11 protein-coding genes are annotated in these 17689 nt (G+C 44.5%); 1 reads left to right on the top strand and 10 read right to left on the bottom strand.

Annotated elements, in window-relative coordinates; genetic code table 11:
- Positions 1-546 precede the first annotated feature (546 nt).
- On the top strand, positions 547-3135 hold the full coding sequence (gene mutS / locus DXB58_RS04515; RefSeq protein ID WP_117933545.1) for a DNA mismatch repair protein MutS: 2589 nt from the start codon (positions 547-549) through the stop codon (positions 3133-3135).
- A gap of 68 nt (positions 3136-3203) precedes the next feature.
- Here the strand turns inward: mutS and DXB58_RS04510 are convergent, their stop codons facing one another.
- From DXB58_RS04510 to DXB58_RS04465, 10 genes are all read right to left on the bottom strand, one after another.
- On the bottom strand, positions 3204-3848 hold the full coding sequence (locus DXB58_RS04510) for a chloramphenicol acetyltransferase (RefSeq protein ID WP_122136040.1): 645 nt from the start codon (positions 3846-3848) through the stop codon (positions 3204-3206).
- Positions 3845-4678, bottom strand: coding sequence for a prolipoprotein diacylglyceryl transferase (lgt, locus tag DXB58_RS04505; protein WP_009001308.1), 834 nt, complete (start codon positions 4676-4678; stop codon positions 3845-3847). The genes DXB58_RS04510 and lgt overlap by 4 nt, the downstream gene beginning before the upstream one ends.
- Before the next feature lie 49 nt (positions 4679-4727).
- Entirely contained in the window at positions 4728-5636 is a 909-nt protein-coding gene (locus tag DXB58_RS04500) for a ketopantoate reductase family protein (protein WP_122136039.1), read from the bottom strand.
- Between the two features lie 47 nt (positions 5637-5683).
- On the bottom strand, positions 5684-6787 hold the full coding sequence (gene ychF, locus DXB58_RS04495) for a redox-regulated ATPase YchF (RefSeq protein ID WP_122136038.1): 1104 nt from the start codon (positions 6785-6787) through the stop codon (positions 5684-5686).
- Between the two features lie 67 nt (positions 6788-6854).
- On the bottom strand, positions 6855-7997 hold the full coding sequence (gene araJ / locus DXB58_RS04490) for an MFS transporter AraJ (RefSeq protein WP_117933288.1): 1143 nt from the start codon (positions 7995-7997) through the stop codon (positions 6855-6857).
- 304 nt (positions 7998-8301) lie between these two features.
- Positions 8302-9711, bottom strand: coding sequence for an alpha/beta fold hydrolase (locus tag DXB58_RS04485; protein WP_122136037.1), 1410 nt, complete (start codon positions 9709-9711; stop codon positions 8302-8304).
- Between the two features lie 174 nt (positions 9712-9885).
- Positions 9886-11097, bottom strand: a complete 1212-nt coding sequence (locus tag DXB58_RS04480) for an alginate lyase family protein (protein WP_009001302.1) — start codon at positions 11095-11097, stop codon at positions 9886-9888.
- A gap of 61 nt (positions 11098-11158) precedes the next feature.
- Positions 11159-12409 (bottom strand): glycoside hydrolase family 88 protein, encoded by a 1251-nt coding sequence (locus DXB58_RS04475; RefSeq protein ID WP_122136036.1) that lies wholly within the window; start codon positions 12407-12409, stop codon positions 11159-11161.
- An 8-nt stretch (positions 12410-12417) separates the two neighbouring features.
- Positions 12418-14799, bottom strand: coding sequence for a glycoside hydrolase N-terminal domain-containing protein (locus DXB58_RS04470; RefSeq protein ID WP_122136035.1), 2382 nt, complete (start codon positions 14797-14799; stop codon positions 12418-12420).
- 5 nt (positions 14800-14804) lie between these two features.
- Entirely contained in the window at positions 14805-17645 is a 2841-nt protein-coding gene (locus tag DXB58_RS04465; protein WP_122136034.1) for a beta-glucosidase, read from the bottom strand.
- Positions 17646-17689: the final 44 nt, after the last annotated feature.

Genomic DNA, 17689 nt, shown 5'->3' with positions numbered 1-17689 from the left:
TTCTGTCTGGACAAGTATTAATTGAAGTTTATTATTTTTTTATAAAAGTATAGAATTTTGGTTTGCGCTATATTATAGCTGGCTCTTTGCATTGCTCTAATGATTTATAATGTATGTGTAGGATTGGGTTGTGGAGAGGAAAGAAGTATTTTATCATTGGAAGCAAGCGTTTTCTGCTTCTAATTTAAATAGGGAAGAAACGTACGGACATAAAAAAAGGAGCAACGCCTTGCTCCAACCTTTGTTAACCTTAAATCTAATACTATGAAAAACACATTGCAAAGATACGGACTATTGGGAAATTAGCAAATTATCCAAGAAAAATAATATGTTTTATAACACGTTTTAATATTTTTCTCCTACTTGTTAAGAAATAAGCCCTCTTTTTTTGATGGAATGCAACACTAATTGTGAAAATTGAATTGGAGGATACCGTTGATTCTCTGCCGAAAAACCGTTATCTTTGCAAAGATATTGCAATTGTTTACCCTAAATAAAAAAGAAAAGGAGAGAACCGTGAACGAAGAAGAAATCGTCCTCACCCCGATGATGAAACAGTTTCTGGATTTGAAAGCAAAACATCCGGATGCAGTGATGCTGTTTCGTTGCGGTGACTTTTATGAAACATATTCTACGGATGCCATCGTTGCATCGGAAATATTAGGAATCACACTGACAAAACGTGCTAACGGGAAAGGAAAGACTGTTGAGATGGCGGGATTCCCGCATCATGCTCTCGACACTTATCTTCCGAAATTGGTTCGTGCCGGAAAGCGTGTCGCTATCTGTGACCAGTTGGAAGATCCGAAAATGACGAAAAAATTGGTGAAACGTGGCATTACCGAACTGGTGACTCCCGGTGTTTCTATCAATGATAATGTCCTGAATTATAAAGAAAATAACTTCCTTGCTGCCGTTCATTTCGGGAAAGCTTCCTGTGGGGTTGCCTTTCTTGATATTTCTACCGGTGAATTCCTAACTGCAGAAGGACCTTTTGACTATATTGATAAACTGTTGAACAACTTCGCCCCGAAGGAAATTCTTTTTGAACGTGGCAAACGTTTGATGTTTGAAGGTAATTTCGGCAGTAAGTTTTTCACGTTCGAGCTGGATGATTGGGTGTTTACAGAAACGACGGCTCGTGAGAAATTGCTGAAACACTTTGAGACGAAGAATCTGAAAGGTTTTGGGGTGGAGCATTTGAAGAATGGTATCATTGCTTCCGGTGCTATCCTGCAATATCTGACGATGACGCAACATACGCAGATTGGTCATATCACCTCATTGGCTCGTATTGAAGAAGATAAATACGTCCGTCTGGACAAGTTCACTGTGCGCAGTCTTGAGCTGATTGGCAATATGAATGACGGCGGAAGCAGTCTGCTCAATGTGATTGACAGAACGATCAGCCCGATGGGGGCACGTCTGCTGAAACGTTGGATGGTTTTTCCATTGAAAGATGAGAAACCAATCAATGAACGTTTGAACGTAGTTGAATATTTCTTCCGTCAACCGGAATTTAAAGAACTGATTGAAGAGCAGTTGCATTTGATAGGGGACTTGGAGCGTATTATTTCCAAAGTGGCTGTAGGCCGTGTGTCGCCTCGTGAAGTTGTTCAGTTGAAAGTTGCTTTGCAAGCAATTGAGCCAATAAAAGAGGCATGTCTGGAAGCTGATAATGCCAGCTTAAATCGTATTGGTGAACAGCTGAATCTTTGTATTCCTATTCGTGACCGGATTGCTAAAGAGATAAATAATGATCCTCCTTTATTGATAAATAAGGGTGGAGTAATTAAAGACGGTGTGAATGCAGACCTGGATGAATTGCGCCAAATCTCTTATTCAGGAAAAGATTATTTGCTGAAGATACAACAGCGTGAAAGTGAGTCGACGGGTATTCCGAGCTTGAAAGTTGCTTATAATAACGTATTCGGTTACTATATCGAGGTTCGTAATGTCCACAAAGATAAAGTTCCGAAAGAATGGATTCGTAAACAGACGTTGGTTAATGCGGAGCGATATATCACACAGGAACTGAAGGAATATGAAGAGAAAATTCTGGGTGCCGAAGACAAGATTCTTGCGTTGGAGACTCAATTATATACGGATTTGGTTCAGGCATTGACGGAGTTTATTCCGCAGATACAGGTGAATGCGAATCAGATTGCACGTTTGGATTGCTTGTTGTCATTTGCCAATGTCGCCCGTGAGAATCGTTATATTCGTCCGGTCATTGAGGATAATGATGTGCTGGATATTCGCCAGGGACGTCACCCGGTGATTGAAAAGCAGCTTCCGATTGGCGAGAAGTATATTGCTAATGATGTAATGCTGGACAGCACTACGCAGCAGATTATTATTATTACAGGTCCAAACATGGCCGGTAAGTCTGCGCTTTTACGTCAGACGGCATTAATTACGTTATTGGCTCAAATCGGTTCGTTTGTTCCTGCGGAGAGTGCGCACATTGGTTTGGTAGACAAGATATTCACTCGTGTAGGAGCGAGTGATAATATATCGGTCGGAGAATCTACATTCATGGTAGAGATGAATGAAGCGGCAGATATTCTAAACAATGTTTCTTCCCGAAGTCTGGTGTTGTTTGATGAGTTGGGACGTGGTACGTCTACTTATGACGGTATTTCCATTGCTTGGGCAATTGTAGAGCATATCCATGAGCATCCGAAAGCTAAAGCACGTACCTTATTTGCTACGCATTATCATGAATTGAATGAGATGGAGAAATCCTTCAAGCGTATCAAGAATTATAATGTATCGGTGAAAGAAGTTGATAATAAGGTAATCTTCCTTCGTAAGCTGGAGCGGGGTGGTAGTGAGCACTCTTTCGGTATTCACGTGGCAAAGATGGCTGGTATGCCGAAAAGTATAGTGAAACGTGCCAATGAGATACTGAAGCAGCTCGAATCTGACAATCGCCAACAAGGAATTTCCGGTAAACCGTTGACGGAAGTGAGCGAGAACCGTGGAGGGATGCAGTTGAGTTTCTTCCAACTGGATGATCCGATTCTCTGCCAGATTCGTGATGAGATTCTGAATTTGGATGTGAATAATCTCACTCCGATTGAGGCATTGAATAAGCTGAATGATATCAAGAAGATAGTCAGGGGGAAATAATTATTTCCCCTTAATTTAAAATCTGTAATATGAAGCAATGGGGGAGAATGATAATCCTTGTTTGTGCTTTATTTTAGTAACTCTTCTACTTTCCTGTAAAACAATGAAAGATGATGCCCGTCTACAAATCCATGATGAATGGTCATAGCGATAGGCATTACTAATTTGCCTTCTTTGGTGATTGCTTTTCCTGCATTCAGTAGCGGATAATTGTTGCCACTTTGTTTTTCTTGTGTACCCGTGATTGAAGTAAAATATAAATCGGGAGTTGCGCTTAACAGGATCAGACCGTAATCTCCGTGGGCTACCTCTCCATTTTCGGCTGCATACGGATCACCATCCTCGGGAATAGAATCAATAATTTTCCGGGCTTCCTGGTGAAAGGTGTCAAAATCTTCGTGATAAGGAAAGCGTATGGTGAAGAATTTGCCGTTCTCTTTTATTTTGATTGGAGATAGAATATCTATTTTATCATAGAGCACTACGCGACCTTCCGGATCAATGCGATAGCGTAATTCGGGAATCTCATTGGCTGCACGGAGCACAGCATAAAGGTAGTGCAGGAAGAAGGATTGATGAGCCTCTTTGGCCCGTTTCTTTGCTCCTCCGCATTCTACTTCGGAGGTAATGGATAATTGTGGATTCTGGAAGTGGCGGAAGAAGTTGAAATTCTCCTTCCGCTCCCAAGTTTCTATATCTATGATATGTTTCATTTCTTTTCTACTTTCTTCCGGTCATAGAAGAACATGAAATAAACGCCTATGATGACAAATGGAACGCTTAACCATTGTCCCATGTTGAACGTCATGCCGTTCTCGAATGCTTCCTGATTTTCTTTCACGAACTCGATGAAGAAACGGAAAGTAAAGATGTAAGTCAGACAGAGTCCGAAGAAGAATCCGCGATGTAATTTCTTGCTGTAATTCTTATACAGATAAATCATGATGAAGAACAGGATGAGATAGGCGATGGCTTCGTAAAGCTGTCCCGGATGGCGGGGCTGCATATCAATGCGTTCAAAAACAAATGCCCAGGGCACATCAGTCGGTTTACCGATGATTTCAGAGTTCATCAGGTTGGCAAGGCGAATGAAGCAGGCTGTGATTGGAGTAGCTACTGCAATCATGTCTACCACATCCATATAGTGGAGCTTTGTCTTACGGCAATATAACCAGAGCGAAATCATCAATCCCAGTGTGCCGCCATGACTGGCCAATCCCTCGTATCCGGTAAACTTCCAGTTTCCGTCCGGCATAAACTTGATGGGAAGAATCATTTCCCAGAAATGTGACAGATAGTATCCCGGATCATAGAATAAACAGTGTCCCAGGCGGGCACCGATCAGAATTCCAAAGAAACAGTAAAAGAAAAGCGGATCAAACTTCTTTTCTTCTATCTTTTTATCCCGGAACTGGTAGTGAACAACAACATAAGCAAAGAATATTCCTACTGCCCACAATAATCCGTAATAACGGATAGAAATACCGAACAGGTTGAATAGTTCGGGATTCGGGTTCCAGTTGATGTTGAGAAGTGAATACATAGGCTTGGTAGTATTATTTATTTAATAGGTTTCATTCTTTCTCTAGTGGCTATTCTTTGAATTTTTCTGCAACCATCCGGTAGGTTGGTATGTCAATACCTTGTTCTTCGGCTGCTGCAATCATATCGAAGAGCAGTCCCTGTATCTCGGATTCGTGTCCGCGTGCCAGATCTTTCTGCATGGAAGCAGTGCTTTCGGGATCCAGTTTATCGATAACTTTCAGGTTGTAAGTAACAGGATCTTCCGGGAATTCCACACCTAGCTTCTTTCCTAAAGCAGCGCTCTCTGTAGTGAGTCCGATGAATGTATCCCGTACCTTTCCCGGCTTTTGGACTTCACCCATCGGGACATCGTAGTAAGCCCCTGTTAAAGCCATTGCCGAAATAAACGACCATTTGATAAACGTATCCCGGTTGATATCCGGTGAAAGGTCTACTTTGATACCTGCTTCCTGCAAATCCTGTTGGATGGCTTCCAGTAATCCGGGTTTGACGATAGTGCCGCGATGAGCGCCGTACACCAACCGGAAGATTTTCCCCATCTGGGTGATTTCTCCTGTGCCGGATACAAACCCCACAATATAGATGCAACCATCCAGAACGGTGACTCCCGGAACAAGTTTCTGTATCCGCGGTCCTGTTCCATACACATTCAGTATGGGGATGACAACCGTATCTTTGTGAGCGGCTCTTTGAATGAGTTCTACAATAGAATCGACCGAGTAACCTTTCACGCATACAAATATCACATCCGCTTTTCCATTGAATTCTTCAGCGGTAGTTGCCGGAATCCGGAGCGTATGTTCGCCTTTTAAATCCGACTTCAGTTTTAAACCATCCGTTTGTATTGCTTGCAAATGAGCACCACGGGCAATACAGGTTACATCTTTGCCTGCCAGCGACAAAAATCCTGCGATACTGCCGCCTACACCTCCAGTTCCTGCGATGAGATACTTCATGTTATTAGCGAATTAATAATTAATGAGTCGTTGGTGATTATTGATAATCACACATTGAAACGGAAATGCATGATGTCTCCGTCCTGCACTACATATTCTTTTCCTTCCACACCCAGCTTTCCGGCTTCTTTCACTGCTGCTTCCGATCCGTATTGAATATAGTCCTCGTATTTGATAACTTCGGCACGGATAAAGCCTTTTTCAAAGTCAGTATGGATAACACCAGCACATTGAGGAGCTTTCCATCCCTTTTCGTAAGTCCAGGCGCGTACTTCCTGCACACCGGCTGTGAAATAGGTTTCAAGATTCAATAGCTTATAAGCTGATTTGATAAGACGTGCTACGCCCGATTCTTCCAAGCCTACTTCGGCAAGGAACATCTGGCGGTCTTCGTACGTTTCCAGTTCGGCAATGTCCGCTTCTGTTTTGGCTGCAACCACCAGAATTTCAGCATTCTCGTCTTTCACGGCTTCGCGTACCATATCTACGTATTTATTGCCGTTTACTGCACTTGCTTCATCAACGTTGCAAACGTACATCACCGGTTTGCTGGTTAGCAGGAACAGTTCGTGAGCAATCTTTTGTTCGTCTTTCGTTTCGAAAGTCACTGTACGTGCAGATTTACCTTGTTCTAGTGCATCTTTATATTGGACGAGTACATCATAAGCTTGTTTAGCAGCCTTGTCTCCACCCGTCTGTGCCTGTTTCTGTACTTTCTGGATACGGCTTTCAATCGTTTCCAAGTCTTTCAGTTGAAGTTCGAAATCGATGATTTCTTTGTCGCGGACAGGATTGATGCTTCCGTCTACGTGTGTCACGTTGTCGTCGTCGAAGCAACGGAGCACATGGATGATTGCATCTGTTTCACGGATATTGGCAAGGAACTTGTTTCCCAGTCCTTCACCTTTGCTTGCGCCTTTCACCAGTCCGGCGATATCTACGATTTCTACAGTTGTAGGAACAATTCGTTGGGGATGTACCAGTTCTGCCAGTGCGTTCAGACGTTCGTCAGGAACGGTAATTACACCTACATTCGGTTCAATTGTACAGAAAGGGAAGTTTGCCGCTTGTGCCTTTGCGTTCGACAAACAGTTGAAAAGAGTCGACTTACCCACGTTCGGTAGTCCGACAATACCACATTGCAATGCCATTTATCTATTTCGTTTTTATTTAATTAAAAGATAATCTGACTGCAAAGATAGGTATTTTGAGAGAGTTTTAGTATTTTGCTTGGTATTTCTTATAAAAAATCAAGAACAAAGTGAATCCAATCAAGGCAAACGGTACACCTGTCAGGGCAGGATAACGGTATCCGCCACTGACAGCCAGTCCGCCTACATAGGCACCGATGGCGTTTCCGAGATTGAACGCAACCTGTACGCAGGCTGCTCCCAACATTTCTCCTCCTTTTGCTACACGGATAATCAATATCTGTTCCGGACTGGATACAGCAAACAGTCCTGCCGTACAAAGGCACATTAACAGGGCGGCTGCCCATTTGTATGGAGAGAGAAAGAAGATAAGCAATAACATCACGCAGATAAGTGCTTGTGCGGCAGTTCCCACCTTTCCGGGAGTGTAACGGTCGGAGAGACGTCCGCTAATCAGGTTTCCCATCACCATACCGAAACCGGCAAGAATCATTAAAGGCGTAATGCTTTCTACAGAGAAGCCGGACACATTGGTAAGCAGCGGATTGATGTAGCTATACCAACAGAATACACCGCCGTTTCCTAAGGCTGTGGCACCAAGAATCAACCATGGAGCCGGAGTTTTAAGAAAACGGAACTGCCCTTTAAAGCCGGTGTCCTGCAAACCTTCTACATGGGGAACCCATCGCCAGATATAGTACATGATAACAATTCCCCAGATACCGACCAGTAGGAAAGTGGCACGCCAAGAAAGCATGGTACTTAAAGAAGTTCCCAGAGGTACACCGAATAGGTTGGCAATGGTCATTCCGGCAATCATGATGGAGACGGCTTCCGAGCCTTTGCCTTTATCGGCCAGTTTCTCGGCAACAATAGATCCTACTCCGAAGTATGCGCCATGAGGTAAGCCGGAGATGAAACGGGCAGCGAGTAACACCCAGTAATTGGGAGCCATAGCCGCACAGATGTTACCTATCATAATCAAAGTAACTAATACCAACAGAATATGTTTTAATGGATATTTGCGGGCCAATGTCAGTACAGGGGCACCAACGCAGACGCCTAATGCATAAGCAGATATGAAATGCCCTGCGGTAGGAATACTAATACCTAAATCTTTTGCCACATCGGGCAAAATTCCCATCATCACAAATTCGGCAATACCCAATCCCAGTGTACCGAACGCCAATGCAATAAGACTCTTCTTCATACCAAACTTTACCTAATACCTGTTGCTTTTTACCTTTTTATCTGCCGCTTTTTTATTTCGGCTGCAAAGGTAAAACAAAATCTTTCAAGGTGAGTTCAGGCCGGACGATTTTGATTTAAATCAATTTGTACAATATCAGTGTAAACGTCAGGTAATACATTTTGAGGCATCATATGATATATGAACTATGCCTAATTATCGACTCTTTTCAATTCTTGCAAATATTTGAAGAATTTGCAAGAATTGGAAAGAATGACGATGTGATATTAAGAAATGCCGTCTGAAAGGTATATCGTAAATGGGCTTATTGTTTCTTTATCCACTCCATGATATCCTTTAAAACTTCCGGGCTGATGGTTTCCTCCAGTTGCCCGTATTCCGCCAGTGTTCCTTTTTCGCAAGTCTGAAACAGATGGTTTAAGTTGGGATAGGCTTTGATAGTTACATTTTTATTTCCATTTCCAGTGATTTTTTCCTGGATGGCGGTCAGGTTCATGGTGGCATCCACTTGAATGTCTTTTTCTCCGTTTAATGCCAGAACCGGACATTTTAGTTCCTTCAAGTCTTCGGCCGGGTCATATCGCATAAAATGCAGATACCACGGAGAAGTCATCGAACTGATTTGCGCAGATATCTGCTGGATGGTATTTAAATCTTTCAATTGTTCGGGAGACATTGTTTGGGTAACGTCTGCATACAATTCTTTCTGTAACTCTTCGGGAGTTTTATCCGTTTGTTGCAGTATGGCGTATCTGTTTCGGATAGACGGTTTCACCCCCTGCCAAACGGCATCCGGCATTCCTTGAGACTTAGAGATTAACTCTGCCTGCTTCAACATCAGACTATCACCTTTCACACCGGCTCCTGCCAATGAAACGACAAATGCGATCGACGGATCTTTTTTTGCAACGATGAATGCAATGATTCCACCTGCACTATGTCCGATGATACCGATTTTCTTCGCATTAATTTCTTTTCTGCTGCGCAGATAATTGATAGCAGCCTCCGTATCTGTGGCAAAATCCTCATTGGTAGCTGTTGCATGATTACCTTGTGAAGCGGCAGTTCCCCTATCATCACATCTAAGTACGGCAATCCCGTTCTGGGTCAGATAATCGGCGATGACGAGGAAAGGCTTGTGTCCCATGATTTCTTCATCCCGGTTCTGTGCACCGCTCCCTGTCACCATAACCACTGCCGGAAACTTAGTTCCCTTTTGGGGAAGAGTCAATGTTCCGGCAAGGTTGATGCCATCCTGCTCATTCCTCACAATGACCTCTTCACTTCTGTAGGGGAAAGGCGGTTGAGGCTCCTGCGGGCGCTTGGGGCGGCTGGCTTCTCCCTTTTCCAAATTCAACGGAATAGGCATTCCCTGTGTAAACGTTCCACTGATTGTTTGATTACTATCCAATTTTCCTTTGTAAGAGGCATGGATAATGGGTATCTGGATTGTCAATATAGAATCATTGAAAGAAGTAGTCTGCGTCTTTATGCCGTTAGCTCCCTGGTCGGGGCTGTCCAATGTCGTCACATAAGTTCCCTGTCCTGTTTGACTGATATGGAATACAATAGTCAGTGAACCGGTGGGAATGGAAAGTTTTCCATGCCAGGTTCCCGAAATGTCCTGGGCAGAAACAGGGAATGAGAAGAACATTCCGGCTATTACTAGTCCGGTAATGAGGGTAACGATGCGGGCAGCTTTAATTATTTTCATAAGAGGAAAAATTAGATTTGATCTTATTGTAAATATAAGATATAACAAAGGTAACAATTTTCCTCATTATAAAAATAAGACATTACCCAATCTTGTCAGAATCTGGTAATATCTTATTCAGAAACATCTTAATCTATTCCAATATCGTGTAATATTTATAATATACCTATTGAATTATTCTAAACTATATAACAATCGCCTTCTGTCCGTACTGGATGGCTTCAGATATTTTTGGCAGATCTCCTCCCAACCCGATTTATTGTCATAGAAAGAAGCACGGTGCAATATCCAACAACTTGTTTGCAACTCTTTTTCCCAATCCCTGCTTTGCTGGTATGGAAACTCACTTTGTGGCTTTCCGATAAAAGAAGCCATATACTTCAATGCTTTCGCGATGCAACGCCCGTCTTTGGAAGTGCTGTTGTAGACATCTATACCTAATGTATGGCCGATTGCACACATATCCATTATAAGAGCCAGATTGTAGTTTGTGTAACTAAGTCCGTTGGTGCGTTCCAGTTCTCTAAGCTGTCTGCCGTCGGGTTCGATTTGTGGGAACAATCGTAACTTTGCAAACTCACTGATTGTCTTCCGTGCCAGGACGGAATCTCCGGTGAAGAGCGCATATACCGTTTGTTGCACGTCGAAAGATACTCCATGATTATTTTCAGATGTCCTTGCCTCGTCGGCTACAGGACTGGTGCGAATCCATTCCAGATAATCGGTAAACCAATCTTTCAGACCGGAACGGTCTGCTATTGTAAAGTCGGTGGAAGTATTCATCATCTCCACTGCATCCAGTAAATTGATAAACGCATAAACATCAATCATGCCGAATCCTCTGCCCTTGTTCTCATTATGTCCCGGAATCATTTGTGCATAATTCATGTTGGGATTCATGCGAGTTTCAGGGTTCAGAAACCAGATACGGGTGAGTTCAGCAGCTTTGGCTGCATATTTCTCATTGCCGGAGAAATAGTAGGCGATTCCTAAAGTCGATATATCATTAATTGTCTTTCCGATGTTCGTACAGTCACTGGTTGCATTAGGGTTGCGTACTCCGTCTTTGCGGATATAAGGCAGACCGTCGGGCTTCGTCGGATCGGGCCACCAGTAAGGTCCCATACTAACGTAGTCGTGTTTGTCCCCGCTACCCGCAACCATCGTTTTATCCATCACGGAGACAGGTTTACTTTTCAGGGCTTTGTCCGCCTCATTCATCAATTTAGTGATGGCAGACGCATATTCTTTCGACTCCATACGGGCTTTTACCTTAGCCAGTTTCTTTCCGTCGTATATTCTGGTAGATGGAATTTGCGCAGTTACCCTTCCTGCTCCGGTGAATAGGAAGAGAATGACCATCCATAATTTAGCAGATTTCTTCATGTTTTTATCCGTTAGTTTAAACAATTAAATCCTCCGTTTTTCTTACCGATATGATTTAAGATTAAAACAGTTTACCCGTTTTTTCTAATTTGTTTTTACGCATCAACGCTTCTATGAAATAATAGTCGGCATAGACAATAGGTACGTCCACTTCCGTATTAGTCGGTTTGGTCCCCGTGCTGTGCAATAACAGGAAACCGTTGTCTTTCTTTAGCGTAGCGCGATAATGTTTCGTCAGGTTCTCTATGATCTTATCCGCATTGCTCCTGTAGCGTTCACCCTTTTCACGATCATACAGGCTAAGTTCATAAAGTGCCGAAGCGATGACCGTAGCCGCTGAAACATCACGTGGCTCGTCGGGTATGCCGGGCGCATCGAAATCCCAGTAAGGAATAAGATCCTCCGGCATATTGGGATGAGTAAAGAGATACTTCTCTATGTTTTGAGCCTGCTCCAAAAACTCCGGTAACCGGGTTTCGCGATAACACATCGTATATCCGTAGAGCGCCCATGCCTGTCCGCGTGACCAGGCAGATTCATCGGCAAAGCCCTGATGAGTATTCTTTTTTAATACCTGCCCTGTAATTGTATCATAATCTATCACATGATAACTGCTGAAATCAGGCCGGAAATGATGCTTCATCGTAGTTCTTGCATGATCGACCGCTATCCGGTAAAACGTAGAGTCTTTGCTCTCCTTAGTAGCCCAGAACAGTAGTTCAAGGTTCATCATATTATCAATAATCACCGGACATGCCCATTTGGTCGTACTATGATCCCACGACCGGATAATCCCTGCCGCCGGTTTGAAGCGTGTAGCGAGCGTGCGTGCTGATTGCAGCAAGACCTCCTTATAGTGTTCATCTTGCGTCAGACGGTATCCGTTGCCAAAGCTGCAATAGACTTTAAAACCCATGTCGTGAGTACTTCCGTTCATCTTTTCCTTCTCTAATATATCAGTATGTTGCTGGGCTTTCTTTTTCCAGAAATTGTTTTGGGTATATTCGTAAAGGAACCAAAGTTCTCCCGGAAAGAATCCGCTTGTCCAGTCTTTGGACGGCACCAGGTTCAGTGTCCCGTCCGGTTCCGAATTGCGGGGGTTGGTCAGTTCTCCCCAACCGTTCTTTTCCCGTTTCGCGCGGCTTTCGGGTGACTCATTGACGATGGCATAATCTATCTCATCAAAAGCAAACCGGAGCTGTTGCTGTGCAAACTCCATGTTATCTTCAATGAGGTTGGTTGCCGGTTGGGGAGTGCAGGCGGCGAAACCTGCTCCCAGTGCCAGAATAGCTATTTGTTTTTTCAGTCTCATATCTTTTATTAATGGTTTAAGTAATAGGTATTTCCTTTTTGGGTGGCAAATCTGATCCGGTTTTTACTTTCCCGGATAGTTTTCACTTTCTTTCCTTTGGCGTCTTTGATTGTAAAATTGGCAATATCCTTGTATTGAATGACGCATTCGCCACCCGCTCTGGATAAGACATTCATTTGAGTCATGAGCCCCTGTTTCCAGAAAACGGAAACTACAAAGTTTCCCCGGGCTACCAAACCTTCATAACTTCCGTCTCTCCATGCAGCCGGCAGGGCGGGGAGCGGGTCGATATACCCTTCATGACTTTGAATCAACATTTCTGCTACTCCGGCAGTCCCTCCCAGGTTTCCGTCAATCTGGAAAGGCGGGTGCATATTCCACAGGTTTTCAAGGATATACTTCTTCAATAACAGCTGGTATCGTTGGTACGCCATATCCCCGTCTTTTACCCGTGCCCATAAGTTTAAACGATGGGCGACACCCCATCCTGTCGATTTATCTCCCCGGTTGTTTAAAGTTACGGTAGCCGCCTTCAACCATTCAGGAGTCTCCGCATTAATCAGCGTACCCGGATAGAGTGCGCATAAATGCGAAATATGGCGATGGCGCGGATCTCCGATGTCACTATACTTTTTTTCTTCACGATATTCTTTTATCTGCCCCGATTCTCCAATTTGGATGGCATCCAGTTTGCCAATCTGCTCTTTTATCGTCCGGAGGAAAGGCGACTCCTCTTTTAAGATATTCGCTGCTTTCAATACATCATGAAAACTCTCCCAAATCATTCCCTGATCGAATGCACAACCTTTCGTCTGGTAGGTTGTACCATTATGATATTGTTCAGGCGAAGAAGACGGGTCGGCCAGCAAATATCCTTCCTCTGTCGGTTTCAGAGTTTTCGAAAGAAATTTGGCCATACCCAGCATGGCGGGATAAGAGTGTTTCTTCAGTATATCCTCATCCCTGGTGAAATCATAATAATCCCAGAATAATTTGGTGGTGAATCCTCCCGTTCCAGGTCCCGAATGTCCGCCGGGGCTATCTATTGAGAAAGCGTTTGCCCCCGTTCCGATGGTCCATCCGTTTTCTTCGGGGATGGCCGATAAGGCGTCAGGGTTATTTTTTTTGATATAACCTGTCGCTTTCTCGTTGGCCGATTGACGGAAAGCCTCATTGTATTCCACATAAGGAATAAATACTTCCGCCAGATTCGTGTTAAAGGCAGCCCAGTAATTCATTTGTATATTGATGTTATGCCAGTAGCCTCCGGACCAGGGCGCATATTCATACTGGCTCCATGCTCCCTGAAGGTGGGGTGGTAACGAACCCTTTCTCGACGAAGCGATTAATAAATAACGTCCGTACTGGAACAATAATTCATCCATATATAAACTTTCTTTTCCTCTCTGATAGTCGTGCAACAGGCTGTCAGTCGGTATACCGGGAGTTTCATCACAAAGACGCAAGTCCACCCGGCTGAAGAGAGACTGATAATCGGCTATATGCTCTTTGCACAATGCCTCATATCCTTTGTCGGCCGCTTTCTGTATGCATTGGCTGACAGCACGGTGCGGATGCTCGTTTCCGGTAAACTTGTTTTCCGGAGATGCCGTGAATACCGAACTTTTCAGTTGATAAGCAGTTTGTGCATTAATCAGTAACACTACGCTGTCAGCCTGTTGTATGCGGATGGTTCCGTTGTTTCCCGATTCGTCGTTCATCGCTTTTAGCTGTCCCCCACTGGGAATTACTTTAATCTGCGCTTCATACGGAAGCCGGAAAAACTGTATATCTCCGGTCAGGGTAATCAAGTCATTCTGCGCTGATACCTTGCCTGTACGTCCGGTTCCTTCGTCGTTATATTCGTGCAGGTAAGGAAGCACGGGACGAAGAGTGAACGAAATCTTTCCGGGTTGGTCCGCTTTGAGCTTTATGACGATTACATTGCTTGGGTAGTTGGCGAAATATTCCCTTGTATAGTTCACACCCTCGTATTGGTAATTTACCCTGGAGATAGCGTCGTTGAGGCGCAGTGAACGTTTGTAGTTCAATGGCTGGTCATGGTGAATACCCTCTATATATATTTCCGCAAAATTGCCGATGCCCCCTTTCTTGTACGGTCCTTTGACGCCGAATGTTTTTTCTGTCAACTGAATACGCTCCGTGTCCGTGCGTCCGAATATGCAAGCCCCCATATATCCGTTCCCTATGGGTAAAGACCATCTCTCCCAATATTTGTCATAAGGGAATCCGCGACTCTTTACAATGTTTTCAGCTCCTTCATTAGGTGCAGGCTGACTGTACCACAACGAATATTCTTTCTGTTGTGCTGATGCCGACGGCAGAATAAACAGACACATAATAAATAAGAGGAATAGTCTGGTTTTCATATATCTTATTTTTTAATTTGAGGTAATTTGATTTCTGTAATGCCCACTCTGTCACTGCCTAACACGATACGCAGGTCGCTGGCAGTAGTTCCTTTGAAAGGAAAGTTCAACAGCTTATGATACTCTTTCACTGTGCCGGAGTACACCGTCAGGAATTGTCCGCCACCGCTGGAAAGCTGTATTTCAAAATCGGTTTCCAGTCCGTTGTCCCGATGAAAGGCAATGGAAATGCCATCCACTTTCGCTTCGTTCTGTAAGGCAAAGGTGATGTAATCCCCTTTGTTTCCCTCCCAAAAAGTGGTAAGGTTGTTATCCACCACGTTATTCATCATTTCCTGATTCGTACTTGCACTTATTGGAGATTCGTTTTCCTTGCTTTGCGGAGTAGAGTCGTTTATGCGGTCAGCCACCGTTAACGTGCCGTTCAGACGAATATCCGTAGAAGAAGCCCCTACCATCAGTGTGAAATCACCGGGCTCTACTACCCAATGCATATCCGCGTTCAGCAACTCCAATGCCTTCCGGTCAATGGGAAAAGAAACTTCCTTTGTTTCACCCGGCTTCAGATGGATTCGTTCAAACCCGGCCAGGTTCTTCTCGTACGTAGTGACGCTGCTCAACACATCGCGCACATAGAGTTGTACTACTTCATCTCCTGCCCGTTTGCCTGTATTCGTCACTTTGCAGGTGACATACGTCTTTTGATTAGGAGTGATAACTGCCGGGGTTATTTTCAAGTCGGAATATTCGAAAGAGGTATAACTCAAGCCATATCCGAAAGCATACAATGCACCGTTGGCACGTGACATATTGCCATCCATTCCCGGATTCTTCCCTCCATCAATTTGAGAAGACGGTTTGCACGGGAAATTGAAAGGAATTTGTCCGACCGTTTTCGGGAAAGTGACAGTTAGTTTACCACCCGGATTATAATCTCCGAAAAGCACATCGGCTACCGCTTTTCCACCTTTCGCTCCCGGATACCACGCTTCGAGAATGGCGGGAACAAACTTATCAGCCCAGTTAATAGACAAAGGTCTTCCGTTGATAAGCACCAGTACGACAGGTTTGCCCGTAGCCACTACTGCTTTCAACAGGTCGAGTTGCCTCCCCGGCAGATCGAGACTACTGCGGGATTTGTTCTCTCCGCACGTACGCTGTCCACCTCCCAATACAACTACTGCTACATCCGCCTCTTTTGCCTGACTGACAGCTCTGCCTATTTTCTTTTGCTCTTCTTCCGTCAGCGGAAAATCAATCAATTCCGATTCCGGCCAGTTCGCATCTACCAGTTCGCATCCTTTGCTATAAAGCACTTCCGCTTTCCCGTCCGTCTTCTCTTGAATACCTTTCAGTACGGAAGTCACCTCTACCGCCAACGGCCCATAATGTCCCAATGCATAAGAACATTCATCCGCATTCGGTCCGCAAACCGCTATCTTCTTGATACCTGAAATATCCAGCGGCAACACATCTTGATCGTTTTTCAGCAGTACGATTGATTCCCGGGAAGCTTGCAGGGCGACTTCCTCGTTTTCTGCTTTTTCCACTTCTTCATCCGCCCCTTTCAAATCTGTCTGATACGGATGATCGAACAGTCCGACTAGAAACTTGACACGCAGAATATCCCGTACCCGGTCATTGATGACCTCCTCACTCAATCCCCCCTCTTTTACTAATTCCCTCAACGGCAATACATAAGAATCGGGAGAGCGGAACGTGCAACGGACATTTAATCCGGCTTCTACGCTTTGCCTTACCGCCTCTTTCATATCCTTGGCAGTATTATGTTTGGTATAAAGATACTCCACAGCATCACTGTCGGAAACAACATATCCACGAAATCCCATCTCTCCGCGCAGGCGGGTAGTCAGCCAGTAATAGCTGCTTTGGATAGGAAACCCGTCATAATCATTGTAAGAACTCATCACTCCCAGCAATCCCGCTTCACGGATCACCCGCTTGAAAGGATAAACATGAACCATCTCAACCTCGCGCGGAGACATCTGCGGATCAACGCGGGACATGCCTTCACGTCCGCCTTTGTTGTTACTGTAAGCGATGAAATGCTTTCCCGTGGCAGCCACCTGATAATCCTGCTGCATCCCCCGCACCATTTCAATGCCTAGTTCGGCTACCAGATAAGGAGACTCCCCGTACACTTCTTCATAACGTCCCCACCGCTGGTCGCGCCCCACATCGAGTATGGGTGCGTAAACATTGGTATACCCCAGCATACGGGCTTCCCGTCCGGTGATAACACCGACCTGGCGGATGAGTTCCCGATTCCAGGTATGTCCTAATCCGAGTTGAGTAGGAAAGTTCGTTGCTTTGTAACTTTCTACCCCACGAATCCCTTCGTTGGTGAAATCGGTAGGAATACCCAACCGGGTTTCTTCTATAAAGAACCGCTGCACCTCATTCAACGCCCACGCATGACGGGAAGCAGGCCAGACATATTCATTGTCCGATGGAGGAAGTCCCCATTGTTGAAATCCGTTCAGGTGCTCGTCAATGGCTCCGATACCATCTTTCCACAACTGGTTCTTCCATTCAGGAGTGGGCAGATCATCCTTTAATACCCTCTTATACCCATACAGAGTGACCATCTGACAGGTCTTTTCTTCCAGCGTCATCTGCTTGAGCAGATCCTCGATGCGTGCATCGACAGGTGCTGAAGGATCTTCATAGATGTCCTTCACCCCGTTCTTGTTAAAGTCTATCCATCCCTTTTTATACATCTCGGTACGGATAGGTTTATATATGGCAGGTGTTTTAACTGTTTTCTGTGCAGCAAGAAATCCGCAACTTCCTGACAAAAGGACTGTAATTAATAGCTGTTTCATGGTTTTTCTGTTGGGGGTATAATGTTTCTCAAAACGGGAGATAA

Origin of the sequence: Bacteroides sp. OM05-10AA (assembly GCF_003439055.1) — a bacterium.
GTDB classification, from domain to species: domain Bacteria; phylum Bacteroidota; class Bacteroidia; order Bacteroidales; family Bacteroidaceae; genus Bacteroides; species Bacteroides intestinigallinarum.
This window is presented reverse-complemented; position numbering and strand designations above follow the sequence as displayed.